General features: G+C 68.9%; 10 protein-coding genes. 8 read left to right on the top strand and 2 right to left on the bottom strand.

From position 1 onward, the window contains the following. The first annotated feature begins 1 nt into the window (after position 1). The 4 genes from ACFYXH_RS26770 to ACFYXH_RS26755 all read left to right on the top strand — a co-directional run bounded on the left by ACFYXH_RS26770 (position 2) and on the right by ACFYXH_RS26755 (position 4,009). Positions 2-1,351 carry a carbohydrate ABC transporter permease gene (locus ACFYXH_RS26770; RefSeq protein ID WP_389567850.1) on the top strand — a complete coding sequence of 450 codons (1,350 nt, stop codon included), beginning with the start codon at positions 2-4 and terminating at the stop codon, positions 1,349-1,351. Then, positions 1,348-2,229 carry a carbohydrate ABC transporter permease gene (locus ACFYXH_RS26765; protein ID WP_327323934.1) on the top strand — a complete coding sequence of 294 codons (882 nt, stop codon included), beginning with the start codon at positions 1,348-1,350 and terminating at the stop codon, positions 2,227-2,229. The genes ACFYXH_RS26770 and ACFYXH_RS26765 overlap by 4 nt, the downstream gene beginning before the upstream one ends. Before the next feature lie 436 nt (positions 2,230-2,665). Then, on the top strand, positions 2,666-3,577 hold the full coding sequence (locus ACFYXH_RS26760) for a hypothetical protein (RefSeq protein ID WP_389567846.1): 912 nt from the start codon (positions 2,666-2,668) through the stop codon (positions 3,575-3,577). A gap of 63 nt (positions 3,578-3,640) precedes the next feature. Then, positions 3,641-4,009: a hypothetical protein gene (locus tag ACFYXH_RS26755; protein ID WP_389567844.1), complete on the top strand. Its 369-nt coding sequence runs from the start codon at positions 3,641-3,643 to the stop codon at positions 4,007-4,009. Positions 4,010-4,385: 376 nt separating this feature from the next. Here ACFYXH_RS26755 and ACFYXH_RS26750 read toward each other — a convergent pair whose 3' ends face one another. After that, entirely contained in the window at positions 4,386-4,991 is a 606-nt protein-coding gene (locus tag ACFYXH_RS26750; RefSeq protein WP_389567841.1) for a TetR/AcrR family transcriptional regulator, read from the bottom strand. A gap of 198 nt (positions 4,992-5,189) precedes the next feature. Between ACFYXH_RS26750 and ACFYXH_RS26745 the strand changes: the two genes are divergently transcribed. Genes ACFYXH_RS26745 through ACFYXH_RS26730 form a run of 4 tightly spaced genes read left to right on the top strand, consistent with a single transcriptional unit; the run spans position 5,190 to position 9,175 of the window. Next, a complete protein-coding gene (locus ACFYXH_RS26745; protein ID WP_389568506.1) occupies positions 5,190-6,110 on the top strand; it encodes an ABC transporter permease in 921 nt (306 codons plus the stop codon). Further along, positions 6,103-6,876, top strand: coding sequence for an ABC transporter ATP-binding protein (locus ACFYXH_RS26740; protein WP_389567838.1), 774 nt, complete (start codon positions 6,103-6,105; stop codon positions 6,874-6,876). The genes ACFYXH_RS26745 and ACFYXH_RS26740 overlap by 8 nt, the downstream gene beginning before the upstream one ends. A 49-nt stretch (positions 6,877-6,925) precedes the next feature. Continuing rightward, positions 6,926-8,176, top strand: coding sequence for a glycosyltransferase 87 family protein (locus ACFYXH_RS26735; protein ID WP_389567835.1), 1,251 nt, complete (start codon positions 6,926-6,928; stop codon positions 8,174-8,176). A 45-nt stretch (positions 8,177-8,221) separates the two neighbouring features. After that, complete coding sequence (locus ACFYXH_RS26730; protein WP_389567832.1) at positions 8,222-9,175, top strand: serine/threonine-protein kinase; 954 nt, start codon at positions 8,222-8,224, stop codon at positions 9,173-9,175. Positions 9,176-9,278: 103 nt separating this feature from the next. Here the strand turns inward: ACFYXH_RS26730 and ACFYXH_RS26725 are convergent, their stop codons facing one another. Continuing rightward, positions 9,279-14,213 carry an NAD-glutamate dehydrogenase gene (locus ACFYXH_RS26725; RefSeq protein WP_389567829.1) on the bottom strand — a complete coding sequence of 1,645 codons (4,935 nt, stop codon included), beginning with the start codon at positions 14,211-14,213 and terminating at the stop codon, positions 9,279-9,281. Between the last annotated feature and the right edge of the window lie 320 nt (positions 14,214-14,533).

Below are 14,533 nucleotides of genomic sequence, written 5' to 3'. Positions count from 1 at the left end.
GGTGACAACTGCGGCGACCGCGAGGGGCTCCGTACGTCCGACGCCCCCCGCCGACAAGCGCAAGAGCGTGACAGGCACACGTAAGATCATCGCGGTCGGCTTTCTGCTGCCCGCGCTGGTGCTGCTGGGCGCGCTCGTGGTCTACCCGATCGGGTACTCGGTCTACCGGTCCTTCTTCGACCAGTCCGGCAGCGGATTCGCCGGGATCGACAACTACAAGGAGATATTCACCGAGGACACCATCCTCACCGCGGTCAAGAACAATGTGATCTGGGTGGTGGTCGCGCCGACCGTCTCGACGGCGCTCGGTCTGATCTTCGCCGTGCTCACCGAGCGGGTCCGCTGGGGCACCGCCTTCAAGCTGATCGTCTTCATGCCGATGGCGATCTCGATGCTCGCCGCGGGCATCATCTTCCGGCTGGTGTACGAGCAGGACCCGGACCGCGGTGTCGCCAACGCGGTCTGGGTGGGCGTCCATGACACCTTCGCCGAGTCGGCCGGATTCCCCAAGGCGCGTCCGCTCGCCGTCCATCCGCTCGAGGCAGGTCCGGGCGGGTCCTTCGTCGCCAAGGAGCCCGCCACCGCGGGCAAACAGGTCCAGCTCCCGTTGGTCGGCGTCGCGCCCGACAAGATGCCGTCCGACGCCAAGCCCGCGAAGCCGGCACAGCCGGACGACGGAAAGATCACCGGCACCGCCTGGCTGGACTTCACCAAGGGCGGAGGCGGCAAGCCCAACACCATCGACGCCAAGGAGCTCGGCCTCAAGGGCATCAAGGTGGAGGCAGTCAGGGACGGCAAGGTCGTCGCATCGGCACGAGCCGGAGCGGACGGTACGTTCAGCCTGCCCGCGTCCGCCGAGGGCGCCCAACTCCGGCTGCCCGCCGACAATTTCCGGGAGCCGTACAACGGCGTCAACTGGCTCGGCCCCTCGCTCGTCACCCCGGCGATCATCGGCAGTTACGTCTGGATGTGGGCGGGCTTCGCGATGGTGCTGATCGCGGCGGGCCTGGCGAGCGTGCCGCGTGAACTCCTCGAAGCGGCGCGGGTGGACGGCGCGAACGAATGGCAGGTCTTCCGCAAGATCACGGTGCCGCTGCTGGCGCCGGTACTCGCGGTCGTCCTGGTCACCCTGATGATCAATGTGCTGAAGATCTTCGACCTGGTCTTCATCATCGCGCCGGGCTCGGCCCAGGACGACGCGAACGTCCTCGCTCTCCAGCTGTACCGCTCGTCGTTCGGTACGGATTCGAACGTGGGGCTGGGCAGCGCCATCTCCGTACTCCTGCTGCTGCTGGTGATCCCGGTGATGCTGTTCAACATCCGCAGGATGCGAAGGGAGAGCCGCCGATGACCACGACCGACGGTGTGGTGAAGGCCAAGCAGTCACTCCCGGCGCGTATCGCGGCAGGCGCCGGCGGTGGCGTGATGCGGGTGTTTCTCATCCTGGTGGGCCTGTTCTGGCTGATGCCGACGTTCGGGCTGCTGCTGTCGTCGCTGCGCGACGCGACGGACATCAGTGAGAGCGGCTGGTGGAAGGTGTTCTCGGCCCCGGCGCAGCTGACCACCGAGAACTATTCGCGGCTCCTCGACAACACGGCGATCACCGATTCGCTGCTGTCCACGGTGCTGATCACCGTCCCTGCCACGGTTCTGGTCGTGGTGATCGGCTCGCTCGCCGGATACGCCTTCGCCTGGATGGAATTCCCGGGCCGCGACTGGTGGTTCATGGTGGTCGTCGGCCTGCTCGTGGTCCCGGTCCAGGTCGCGCTGGTGCCGGTCTCCAAGCTGTTCGGCCAGATCGGCATCTTCGAGACGACGATCGGCGTGATCATCTTCCATGTCGCGTTCGGTCTGCCGTTCGCGATCTTCCTGCTGCGGAACTTCTTCGCGGAGATCCCGAGAGAGCTGCTGGAGGCGGCACGGCTCGACGGGGCGGGCGAGATACGGCTGTTCACGCGCGTCGTGATGCCACTGGGCGGCCCGGCGATCGCCTCGCTGGGGATCTTCCAGTTCCTGTGGGTGTGGAACGACATGCTGGTGGCGCTGATCTTCGCGGACTCCGAGAGCGCGCCGATCACGGTGGCACTCCAGCGCCAGGTAAGGCAGTTCGGCAACAACATCGACGTCCTGGCGCCCGGCGCCTTCGTCTCGATGATCATCCCGCTGGCGGTGTTCTTCGCGTTCCAGCGGCAATTCGTGACGGGAGTCATGGCGGGAGCGGTGAAGTGACGTATTCCTGAGGGATGTTGACGGGGCGCCGGGGCGGCCGCCGTCCGGCCCCTCTGACCAGGGGTGGGACGGCGGCCGAGCGCTGCCTGCCGGGCTGTTACCTCAGGCTGATCACGTGCGCCACGGTGTTGACCGCGAGCGCTGCCACGGCGGTGGCCGCACCGCACGCTCCGGACCGCGCAACATTCCAGAGCAACTCTCGCCGGATCTTCTTCTTCCTTCGCTGACGGTTCGTGGGCCGCGGACTGGGGGACGTCCGGCGCGTACGGTGAACCAAGGTGGCCTCCGATCACAAGGAGTTGTCGCCGCCCCCGCGCTGCCAGTTCCTGCCAGGGTTCCGCGGTGCGGGGGTCTCGCGTTGTCGAGAGCCACGCTTCCGTGGGCAAGGGGCACGAAGCGACCCGCCGGGCCTCAATCCCGATGTAAGTTCCACGCCATGACGAGCCCCGAGGCGGAGACCTGGGAACCCGCGACGGCTGAGGATCTGGTTGCCGACGCGCTGGCGCTTGGTGTCCCCAAGGCGAGCCCGCGCATGATCACGGACTGGACCGAGCACGGGCTGCTGGGTTCCCCGGCATTTCAGAAGTCCACCCGGCACGGCAGCGATGCTCGCCTGTACTCACCCGACCAGCGCCGGCTGTTCACAGAGATGCTCAAGGCCCGCCTGCGGTCTCCGCTCGCGCGCGTTCCCCATCACACGCTGATTCGCCCGGTACTGCACATGTGGCTGATCGACGACGTGGTGATCCCCGACAGCCAGGCGCGCCGGGCCTGGCGTACTTGGGCACGGTCGGCCGGCAAGAACACGGCCGCCAAGCGAAGCGAGATCGCCCGCAAACTGGTCGACCAGGTCGCGCACCCCGCCGCCCCGTACCACCAGCGGCGAAAAGCACAGCTCCTGATCGAGCAGGGTGAGAAAGCCCGATCCCCCGAGTGGGGCAAGCTCTATTCGGCGTTGACGGAGGTCTGCTCCCCATGGCCGTCCCCAGCAGGCCAGCGCATCGAGCGGGCCGTCGAGGGCCCGGATTTCCCCGTCGGCATCCGCGAAGTCGTCAGCAACATGATGCTCCGACAGAAAGTCACCCGCCGCCTCGGAAACGAGGAGGTAAGCGAACCGCTGCTCGTCGAAGCGCGCGCCGAGCACCGTCGGGGCCGGCAGTGGTACGAAGCCTCCCGGTCGTACTTTCAGGAGCGGGCCGTAAACCCAGAAACATTTGCTGAGCCGTCAGACCTGGAAGCCCAGGTCATTGAACAAGTGGATGCCTTCATCCAGCCCCTCGGCCACCAGCTCGGCCTCGTCCAGGAGGTACTCGCTGAGGCCAGAGCGTTCGGGTCCCGTACCCGGTGACCAGTTCGTCGCCCAGTGGCCTCGGCCAGGCCTTGTGAGCGGCGGCAGGCATCATTGCGCGGCATGGGAAGCAGAGAAGTGCGCGACGAGGACCGAGTGACGGATGCGTTCCGACGCTGGCTCGTTGCTGAAGGCTGGACCCCTGTGGCCCCCACCGATCCCGACGCCGACATCGAGGCCATACGCGGTGTCGAGCGCCTGATAGGTGAGGCCAAGGGTCGAACCACGGATCGCGGTACTGACACCGGCATCGCCTATGGGCAGCTCCTGCGCCGGATGATCGGGGGGTCCCGTGACACCCGCTACGCCATCATCGTGCCGACCTCGTCCGTCTGGCACGCGGAGCGAGTTCCGGCCACCGTGCGCGACCTGCTCAGGATCGACCTGTATGAGGTGACGGACGACGGCGCTGTGAAGCAGCTCCGCGTATAGGTCGCCGTAGCCTCCCGTGAGGTCTTCCGGCCGTGCGAGTGGCCACCGGCTCAGTAACCGGCACAGGCACGCGGAAGGCTCGGAGACCTTTCCTGGTGTCCGAGGCTCAGCGCCGCTGCGCTACCGATGGCCTGCCATGCCATGCCTGAAGCGCTGGTGGCGCTGATGAAGCGACTGGTCGCCTGCCCGGGGTGTGACCAGGAGGACTCGTATGGAGCCCTCCGGAACGCATCGGCTCGTCGCCGACTTCAACGAGCGGGCGCGGGAACTGGTCGCCGCGGCGTAGCAACCGACCTCAACGACGAGGGCCGCCTCAGCGGGGGCCCGGGGGCCTGCCCCCGGTTCGGGAAGGGGCGGGGAGGGGAACAACCCCCGGTCACGACCGGAGCGCCGCCACCGCCCCCCGCGCCAGCTCGTCCAGGTACCCCTTCGGCAGCCCCGTCCGCACCACCACCAGCCGCCAGTACAGCGGCCCCACAATCAGGTCCAGCGCCTTGTCCGGGTCCGTCGATTCGGGGAGTTCGCCCCGTGCCACCGCGTCCCGTACCACCATCGCCGCCACGCCCTGCTGGCTGTCCAGCAGCGCCGCCTTGATCGCGTCCGAGATTTCCGGGTGGCGCGCCGCCTCCACCAGCAGGTCCGGGATGACCTGCGAGGCCACCGGGTGCCGCAGGGCGTGCGACGCCACCTCGAGCAGCGCCCGTACATCGCCGTACAGCGAACCCGTCGCCGGCGCCGGCAGTCCCTGCGCCGCGAACACCGAGACCAGGTCCAGCACCAGCGACAGCTTCGACTTCCAGCGCCGGTAGACCGCCGTCTTGCCGACGCCCGCCCGCCGCGCGATCCCCTCGATCGACATCCGCGCGAAGCCGACCGCAGCCAGTTCCTCGAAGACGGCGGCGCGGATGGCCTGGGTCACGTCCTCCCGGAGCACTGCGGCTCCCGCCGGCGCGCGACGTGGTGTTCCCGGATCCGTGGTCATGCACAGGAGCATACCGGGACGACGAAACGGTTGCGTTGCGACGTCACTCCGTCCTACTCTCGCCGTAGCGACGATACGGGTCCGTCCCATCGCTGGGCGACTCCCAGCGCGGGCGCCGCCAACGCCCGCGCCCGACGTACTCCACCCCTGTCCCTGCCTCCGCGCCTGTCGAAAGCGAGCACCGTGAGCAGCCAGACGATCGGCCGGCCAGAGCCGCATCCAGATCTGAGCGAATCCGCCCCGGACGGCCCGTCCGACCTCGCCGCGCTCGCCGCCCGCCACGGTCTGACCGTCAGCGGCGCCCGCCCCACCCTGCGCTCCTACATCGGCCAGCTCTGGTCCCGCCGCCACTTCATCGTCGCCTTCGCCACCGCCCGGCTGACCGCCCAGTACAGCCAGGCCAAGCTGGGCCAGATCTGGCAGGTCATGACCCCGCTGCTGAACGCGGCGGTCTACTACTTCATCTTCGGCATGCTGCTCGACACCAGTAAGCACGTGCCCGACTTCATCCCGTTCCTCGTCACGGGCGTGTTCATCTGGACCTTCACGGCCAACTCGATCATGGCCGGCACCCGCGCGATCTCCGGCAACATCGGCCTCGTACGCGCCCTGCACTTCCCCCGCGCGAGCCTGCCCATCGCCATCGCGCTCCAGCAGCTCCAGCAGCTGCTCTTCTCGCTCGGCGCGCTGCTCGCCATCCTGGTCTGCTTCGGGCAGCTTCCCCAGGTCGGCTGGCTGCTCGCGATCCCGGCACTGACCCTGCAGGCCGTGTTCAACACCGGCATTTCGATGATCATGGCGCGGCTGGCCAGCAGGACCCCGGACATCGCCCAGCTGATGCCGTTCATCCTGCGCACCTGGATGTACGTCTCCGGTGTGATGTGGTCGATCGACAAGGTGCTCAGCCACGACAAGGTGCCGCACATGGTCAAGCTGGCGTTGCAGTGCAACCCGGCCGCCGTCTACATCGACCTCATGCGCTTCGCGCTCATCGACAGCTTCACCGCCGCCCAACTCCCCCCGCATGTCTGGGCCGTGGCCCTCTTCTGGGCAGTGCTCTTCGGGGCCGGCGGATTCCTGTACTTCTGGAAGGCAGAGGAGGAGTACGGCCGTGGCTGACTCCAGGGTTCCCACCGTCGTCGTCGACGGCGTCCACATCACGTACAAGGTGAACGGCGTCCGCACCGGCAAGGGCAGCGCCACCACCGCCCTCAGCCGGATCGTCTCCCGCAAGGGCGCACCCGGCGTTCGCGAGGTGCACGCCGTCAAGGGCGTCAGCTTCGCCGCGTACAAGGGCGAGGCGATCGGCCTGATCGGCTCCAACGGCTCGGGCAAGTCGACCCTGCTCAAGGCCATCGCGGGCCTGCAGCCGCCATCCAAGGGCAGGGTCTTCACCCAGGGCCAGCCCTCGCTGCTCGGCGTGAACGCGGCACTCATGGGCGATCTGACCGGCGAGCGCAATGTCATCCTCGGCGGACTCGCGATGGGCATGACCCGCGAGCAGATCCGCGACCGCTACGACGACATCGTCGACTTCTCGGGGATCAACGAGAAGGGCGACTTCATCACGCTGCCGATGCGTACGTACTCCTCCGGCATGGGCGCCCGGCTGCGGTTCTCGATCGCCGCGGCGAAGAGCCACGACGTGCTGCTGATCGACGAGGCTCTGTCCACCGGCGACGCCCGCTTCCAGCGGCGCAGCCAGGAGCGCATCAACGAGCTGCGCGAGGAGGCCGGCACGGTCTTCCTGGTCAGCCACAGCATCGGCACGATTTCCGAGACGTGCGACCGCGCGATCTGGCTGGAGGCCGGGACGTTGCGGATGGACGGCCCGGTGAAGGACGTCGTCGCCGCGTACAACGAGTTCACCAGCCCCAAGAAATAGCCCCTAAATCACCTCAAATTACCCATAACGCGGGCTAAAGTGCAGGCCGATGACGACTCATCGGACTGCACCGCCCGCCCATGGCTCCGCCCGCGTGCCCGGGACCGCGCTCCCCGGCACCCGGGCGCCCCTCGGCGCCGGCCCGGCCCGGCCCACGCAGGCCGTCGCCCTCGGCGCCGTCTGGGCAGCCACCCGCATCGGGATGCTGCTCCTGCTCATCGTCGACCGCCTCGGCGACAGCGGCGTCGCCGGCGAGGTGCACACCCTCTACCGGCACTGGTACGAGCAGCTCGACCAGGGCGCTTTCCCCCTGAACGACGTCACCTGGCAGTACCCGCCCGGCGCCGCGCTGGTGTTCCTCTTCCCCGGCACACTGCCCTGGCTCACCTACTTCCAGGCCTTCGTCGCCATCACCCTCGCCGCCGACGCCGTTGTCACCCTCGCGCTCGCCCGCGCCGGTGTGCACGGCGCCTGGATGTGGGTGTGCGGACTGCCGCTGCTGCTGCATCTGCCCTTCGCGCGGTACGACGTCCAGGTCACCGCCCTCGCCGTGCTCGCGCTACTGGCGATGCGCGGCCGGCCGCTGCTCGGCGGGACGCTCGCCGGCCTCGGCGCGATGGTCAAGGTCTGGCCGCTGCTCACCCTGCTCGGCACACCCCGGGGACGTACGACACGCGCCGCCTGGCTCTCGGCCGCCGCCTCCGCGGTCGCGCTGCTCGCCGTCCTCGCGCTCGTCTTCACGCACTCCCTGGACTTTCTGCGGCAGCAGGGCGCCAGAGGCGTCCAGATCGAGTCGCTCGGCGGAACCGCGCTCCAGCTCGCGCGGAAGGCGGGCTGGCCGGGCACGGTCAGGTTCCAGTACGGGGCCTTCGAGTTCATCGGTCCCTATGTGTCGAGCGTGGCGCGGCTCTCGCTGCTGCTGACCGCCGCGGCGCTGTGCTGGCTGCTGCTCTGGCGGGTCAGGGCCCGGCGCTGGAGTGCGGCGACACCCTTCGACGCCGCGTTCGCCGCCGTCCTGCTCTTCACCGTCACCAGCCGGGTGATCAGCCCGCAGTATCTGGTCTGGCTGCTCGGACTGGCCGCGGTCTGCCTCACCTCCCGGCACACCACCCAGCGCCCGGTCGCGCTGTTGATGCTGCCCGCGGCCGCGCTGAGCGCGCTGGCCTACCCCTTGCTCTACGACGATGTGCTGGGCGGCACTCCGCTCGGCTGTCTGATCACGGTCGTACGGAACGGTCTGCTGGTCACGGCGGCTCTGCTCTCCTGCAGGCGGCTGTGGACGGCCACGGCCGCGCGATAGGCTCCGCTGCCGACAATGGGCAGGGGCGCGCCAAGGGGAGTGGGAATGCGGAACGGGGGGCCTCAGCCGCTGCGCGACGACGATCCGCGGGAGATCGCGGGCTATGTGCTCGAGGCGCGGATCGGCGAGGGCGGGATGGGCACCGTCTATCTCACCCGCACCGGCGAAGGACGGCCCGTCGCGCTGAAGCTGATCCGTCGCGAGCACGCACAGAGCGAGAGCTTCCGGAAACGTTTCGCCCGCGAGGTCGAGGCGGTCCGCCGGGTGCACGGACACCACCTCGTACCGGTCGTCGACCATGACGCGGAGGCCGCCCGGCCCTGGCTCGCCACCCGTTACGTACCGGGGCTGCCGCTCGACGACGCGCTGGCCGAACACGGGCCGCTGCCGCTGAAGTGCGTGCTTCAGCTGACTGCCTGCGCGGCCCACGCGCTGGACGCCGTACACACCGCCGGGGTCATCCACCGCGATGTGAAGCCGGGCAATCTGCTGCTCACCGCGGAAGGGCCCTGGCTGCTCGACTTCGGCATCGCGCGGGACGTCGGGACGTCATCCATGACCACCGTCGGCCGGATGGTCGGCACACCCAAGTACATGTCTCCCGAGCACGCGCTCGGCAAGCAGCTCACGCCCGCATCCGATGTGTTCACGCTCGGACTCGTCGCCGCCGAAGCCGCCGCCGGGCGCCATCCGTACGGAGAGGGCGGTGGCCTGGTGGTCGCCACCCGGATCGCCGGCACCGACCACGAGCCGCCGGATCTCCGCGCGCATCCGGCGGCGCTGCGCGAGGTGCTGACGGCCTGCCTCGCCGCCCGGCCCGAGGAGCGGCCGACGGCGGCGGAGGTGGCCGAGCTGTGCCGGCGGGCAGCGGGACGCGACGTACGGGACTTCGACGGCTGGCTGCCGAAGCCGCTCGCGGCGACCCTGGCAGGGATCGAGCGGGCCGCCAAGGACCCGAGGGCATCCGGCTGGCTGACCAGAATCCGCCGGGCCCCCTGACGGGCTGTCCTCGATCGCAGGACGGGCTTGTGCTCAAAAGCCCGTCCGGCGATCGAGGGCGAAGCGCGCCGGACGGACCCGGCGCCCCCTCGTTCCCGTACCGCTAGCTGTGCGTACGCAGCAGCTGCCGCATCGTCCGCATCGCCACCGACAGGTTCGCCAGGTCGAACGTGTCCGAGCCCTGGATCTCCTCCAGCGTGGAGCGCGCCCGGCCGAGGATCGCCGCGTTCTTCTGCTCCCAGGCCTTGAACCGCTCCTCGGGCGTCGAGCTGCCGTTGCCCACGGAGAGCACGTCCGCCGTCAGCATGGCGTGTGCGGCGTACAGGTCCTCGCGGATGGAGGCGCGGGCCATGGACTGCCAGCGGTCGGCCCGCGGCAGCTCTATGATCCGGTCCATCAGCTGGGTGATCCGCAGCCGGTCGGCGAGGTCGTAGTACACCTCGGCGACCGCCATCGGATCCTTCTTCGTACGGTCCCCGATCGCGACGATGTCGAGCGTCGGGAAGGCGGAGGAGAACCCGGCGACCCGCAGCGCGAGCTCCTCGGGAACACCGGTCTCGGTGAGCTCGTCCAGGATCCCCTGGTACCACTCCAGATCCGCGCCACGCAGCATCTTCGGCAGCTCCGCCCAGACCTGCTCCACGCGCTCGGCGAAGAAATCGATGGTCTCGGCGAGCTCCAGCGGCTGCGGCCGGTTGCCCAGCAGCCATCGCGTACCGCGCTCGACGAGGCGGCGCGAGTGCAGCCGGATACGGGTCTGGACGTCGGCCGCGACCTTGTTGTCGAGGGCCTCGACGGCGTCCCACACCGCGCCGAGTCCGAAGATCTCGCGGGCCGCGGTCTGCGCCCGCACGACCTCCTCGGTCGACGCACCCGTCTCTTCGCGCAGCCGGTGCAGGAAGGTCGAACCACCGGTGTTCACCGTGTCGTTGACCAGCACCGTCGTGACGATCTCGCGGCGCAGCGCATGCCCGTCGATCGCCTCGGGGAACTTCTCGCGCAGCGGCTGCGGGAAGTACGCGTGCAGCAGCCGGCGCAGATACGGGTCGTCCGGCAGCTCCGTCCCGATCAGCTCGTCCGCCACCGTGATCTTGGTGTAGGCGAGCAGCACGGCCAGCTCGGGCTGGCTGAGCCCCTTGCCCGCGTTGAGCAGTTCACGGATCTGCCGGTCGGTCGGCAGGAACTCCAGGGGCCGGTCCAGATGCCCGTCCCGCTCCAGCCGCCGAATGAAGCGCTGGTGGGCGTGGAGCAGACTCGGCGCCTGGACGACGGCGTTCGCCAGGGCGACGTTCTGCGCGTAGTTGTTGCGCAGCACCAGCGCCCCGACCTCGTCGGTCATCTCCGCGAGCAGCTTGTTGCGCTGCTTGACGGTCATGTCGCCGTCCGACACCAGGCCGTTGAGCAGGATCTTGATGTTCACCTCGTGGTCGGAGGTGTCCACGCCCGCGCTGTTGTCGATGGCGTCGGTGTTGATCTTGCCGCCGCTGCGGTCGAACTCGATCCGGCCGAGCTGGGTCAAACCCAGGTTGCCGCCCTCGCCGACGACCTTGGCCCGCAGGTCCTCACCGTTGACGCGGATCGCGTCGTTGGCCTTGTCGCCGACATCCGCGTTGGACTCGGTGGAAGCCTTGACGTACGTACCGATGCCGCCGTTCCACAGCAGGTCCACCGGGGACTTGAGGATCGTCTTCATCAGCTCGGCGGGCGTCATCTTGGAGATGCCGGGCTCGATGCCGAGCGCCGCGCGCATGTGCGCGTTGATCGGGATCGACTTGGCCGTACGCGGGTGGATGCCGCCGCCCGCGGACAGCAGCTCCTTGTTGTAGTCGGCCCAGGAGGAGCGGGGCAGCTCGAAGAGCCGGCTGCGCTCGGCGTACGAGGTTGCCGCGTCCGGGTTCGGGTCGATGAAGATGTGCCGGTGGTCGAAGGCGGCGACCAGCCGGATGTGCTCGCTGAGCAGCATGCCGTTGCCGAACACGTCACCGGACATGTCGCCGACGCCGACGACCGTGAAGTCCTGGGTCTGGGTGTCGTGGCCGAGCTCGCGGAAGTGCCGCTCGACGGACTCCCACGCGCCGCGGGCGGTGATGCCCATCTTCTTGTGGTCGTATCCGGCGGAGCCGCCCGATGCGAAGGCGTCGCCGAGCCAGAAGTTGTACGAGAGCGCGACCTCGTTGGCGATGTCGGAGAAGGACGCGGTGCCCTTGTCCGCGGCGACGACGAGATAGGTGTCGTCCCCGTCGTGGCGTACGACATCGGCCGGCGGTACGACCTCGCCCGCCACCAGGTTGTCGGTGATGTCGAGCAGCGCGGAGATGAAGATCTTGTAGCAGGCGATGCCTTCGGTGAGCCAGGCGTCCCGGTCCACGGACGGGTCCGGGAGCTGCTTGGCGACGAAGCCGCCCTTCGCGCCGACCGGCACGATCACGGTGTTCTTCACCATCTGCGCCTTGACCAGGCCCAGGATCTCCGTACGGAAGTCCTCACGCCGGTCGGACCAGCGCAGACCGCCGCGCGCGACCTTGCCGAAGCGCAGGTGCACACCCTCGACGCGCGGGGAGTGGACCCAGATCTCGTACGCCGGGCGGGGCGCAGGCAGATCCGGGATGGCCTGCGGGTCGAACTTCATCGACACATAGCTGTGGTGCGTGCCGCCGCCGGCCTCCTGGAAGAAGTTGGTCCGCAGCGTCGCCTTGATGACCGTGAGGAAGGAACGCAGGATCCGGTCCTCGTCCAGGCTGGCTACCTGGTCGAGCGCGCCCTCGAGCTCCTCGAGGAGACCGTCGATCAGCTCGGTGCCCGCGCGCTGGCGCTCCGGGGACATCCTGGCCTCGAAGAGCGAGATCAGCAGCCGGGTGGTGTGGACGTTGGTACGGAGGGTGTCCTCCATGTACTCCTGGCTGAAGGTCGAACCGGCCTGGCGCAGGTACTTGGCGTACGCGCGCAGCACCATCGCCTGCCGCCAGTTCAGACCGGCGCCCAGGACGAGGGCGTTGAAGCCGTCGTTCTCTGCCTTGCCGGTCCAGACCGCGGCGAAGGCGTCCTGGAAACGCTCGCGGGCATCGTCGGCGAGGTAGTCGCCGTTGCCGTTGGCCAGCGGCATGCGCAGACCGAAGTCGTAGATCCAGGCGGTCGTACGGTCCGAGCAGCGCAGCTCGTACGGACGCTCGTCGACGACCTCGACGCCGAGCCGGTTGAGCGCGGGCAGGACCGCGGAGAGGGAGACCTGCTCTCCGGTGCGGTAGATCTTGAAGCGGCGCTCGCCGGGGCCGGCACCGACCGGTTCGTACAGCGAGAGCGCGAAGCCCCTGCCGTTATCGGTCAGCCGTTCCAGGTGCACGAGGTCGGCGACGGCGGCACGCGGCGAGTGGTCTGCCTTGTAGCCCTCGGGGAAGGCGGAGCCGTAGCGGCGCAGCAGCTCGGCGGCGCGCTCCTCACCGCACTCGGCGTTGAGTGCCTCGGCGAAGCCGTCGGCCCAGGAACGGGCGGCCTCGACCAGCCTGGCCTCGATGCGCTCGACATCGGAGTCGGTCAGGTGGGGCAGCTCGGTCCCGGACGGGACGCGGACCACGAAGTGCAGCCGGGAGAGGATCGACTCGGTGTTCCAGGCGGTGAAGTCGACACTGCTGCCGCCGAGCTCCTCCTTGAGGATGTCGATCAGGCGCAGCCGTACGCCGGTGGTGTAGCGGTCGCGCGGCAGGTAGATGAGGGCGGAGTAGTAGCGCCCGTACTCGTCCTGACGCAGGTAGAGCCGCAGCCTGCGGCGCTCCTGGAGGTAGAGCACGCTCGTGACGATGGAACGCAGCTGGTCGACGGGCGTCTGGAAGAGCTCGTCGCGCGGGTAGGTCTCGAGGATCTGCAGCAGGTCGCGGCCGTCGTGGCTGTTGGGCGAGAAGCCTGCGCCCTCCAGGACCTCGGCGACCTTACGGCGGATGACCGGCACCCGGCGCACGGACTCGGTGTACGCGGCGGAGGAGAAGAGACCGAGGAAGCGGCGCTCACCGACGACATTTCCCTCGGCGTCGAACTTCTTCACGCCGACGTAGTCGAGGTAGCTGGGGCGGTGCACGGTCGCGCGGCTGTTGGCCTTCGTCAGCACGAGCAGCTTGTGCTCACGGGCCTTGGCACGGGCGTCGGCGGGCAGCCGGCTGAAGGACGGGCTGACCGGGTGCGCCTCGTCCGTGCTGTGCTGGGGGTCGGAGCGCAGGATGCCGAGTCCGGTCCCCGGGACGGCGGCGAGCGCGTCGTTCTCGGTGAGCTCGTACTCGCGGTAGCCGAGGAAGGTGAAGTGGTCGGCGGCGAGCCAGCGCAGCAGCTCACGCGCCTCCTCGACCTCCTGGTCGCGCAGATCGTCGGCCTTCGGCTCGCTGGGCAGCTCTTCGGCGATGCGCAGCGCGGCGTCGCGCATCTTCTCCCAGTCCTCGACGGTCTCGCGGACGTCGGAGAGGACCCGCAGCAGGTCGGAGGTGATCTGCTTCAGATCGGCGCGGTCGGTCTCGCGGTCGACCTCGACATGGATCCAGGACTCGACGAGCGCGTCGTGCGGCAGCGCCTTGCTCTTGGCCTCGGAGGGCAGTACCTCGATGAGCTTGCCGGTCACATCGCGGCGGACGGTGACCTGCGGGTGGATCACGACATGGATGCCGCGGCCCTGGCGGGAGAGCTCATTGGTGACCGAGTCGACGAGGAAGGGCATGTCGTCGGTGACGACCTCGACGACGGAGTGGCTGCACGTCCAGCCGTTCTCTTCCACGGTCGGAGTGTGAACCCGCACATTGGCCGTCCCCTGGGGGCGGTTCTCGGCCAGCCGGTAGTGGGAAAGTGCCGCGCCGAAGATGTCGACCGGGTCGCGGTCGGCAAGGTCCTCGGGAGCGGTGTGCAGGTAGTAGCGCTGGAGGTACGTGAGCAGAGCGTCCCGGTCTGGACGCTTCCCTTGCTCGGACCCAGTCGGAAGGTTCCCCCCGAGCGGGCTGTTCTCAGCTACCCGGGCGGCCCGTTCGAGCAGCTCGGCCTTGGCTTCGTCCAGCTTGGTCTGCATGTCCTCTGGCTCCTGTCGCGCGCCGTTGCGTGACGTAGGTGAAAGAAGCGACGCAACGCCGTGACGCGGGGTATCCGGTCGGAGTCGACGTTATGCCGCGATGAGAGTCGTCCGAGCGGTTATTGGCCAAGTTCGGCAACCCGGTCGGAACGAGGAGAGCAACGATCGCCCGGGTGCTGTGGCACTCCGGGCGCAGGCCGGGGGCTTCGCTGCCCCCGCGGCGTATCGCGCTGATCACGGGTCAAGGCTATCGTCCCGCCCCCCCGACCCGTCATGAGCCGTATGTGTACAAAAGCGGGGCCTGAAGTTTGACAGTCTGG

Source organism: Streptomyces sp. NPDC002730 (assembly GCF_042888805.1).
Taxonomy (GTDB): Bacteria; Actinomycetota; Actinomycetes; order Streptomycetales; family Streptomycetaceae; genus Streptomyces.
The sequence above is the reverse complement of the archived record's forward strand: the minus strand, read 5'-3'. Positions and strand labels throughout refer to the sequence as shown.

Bases quoted from the DNA above. Each gene is read 5' to 3' on its own strand.
- ACFYXH_RS26725 (WP_389567829.1), bottom strand. From the start codon at position 14,213: ATGCAGACCAAGCTGGACGAAGCCAAGGCCGAGCTGCTCGAACGGGCC.
- ACFYXH_RS26755 (WP_389567844.1), top strand. From the start codon at position 3,641: ATGGGAAGCAGAGAAGTGCGCGACGAGGACCGAGTGACGGATGCGTTC.
- ACFYXH_RS26735 (WP_389567835.1), top strand. From the start codon at position 6,926: ATGACGACTCATCGGACTGCACCGCCCGCCCATGGCTCCGCCCGCGTG.
- ACFYXH_RS26750 (WP_389567841.1), bottom strand. From the start codon at position 4,991: ATGACCACGGATCCGGGAACACCACGTCGCGCGCCGGCGGGAGCCGCA.
- ACFYXH_RS26760 (WP_389567846.1), top strand. From the start codon at position 2,666: ATGACGAGCCCCGAGGCGGAGACCTGGGAACCCGCGACGGCTGAGGAT.
- ACFYXH_RS26730 (WP_389567832.1), top strand. From the start codon at position 8,222: ATGCGGAACGGGGGGCCTCAGCCGCTGCGCGACGACGATCCGCGGGAG.
- ACFYXH_RS26765 (WP_327323934.1), top strand. From the start codon at position 1,348: ATGACCACGACCGACGGTGTGGTGAAGGCCAAGCAGTCACTCCCGGCG.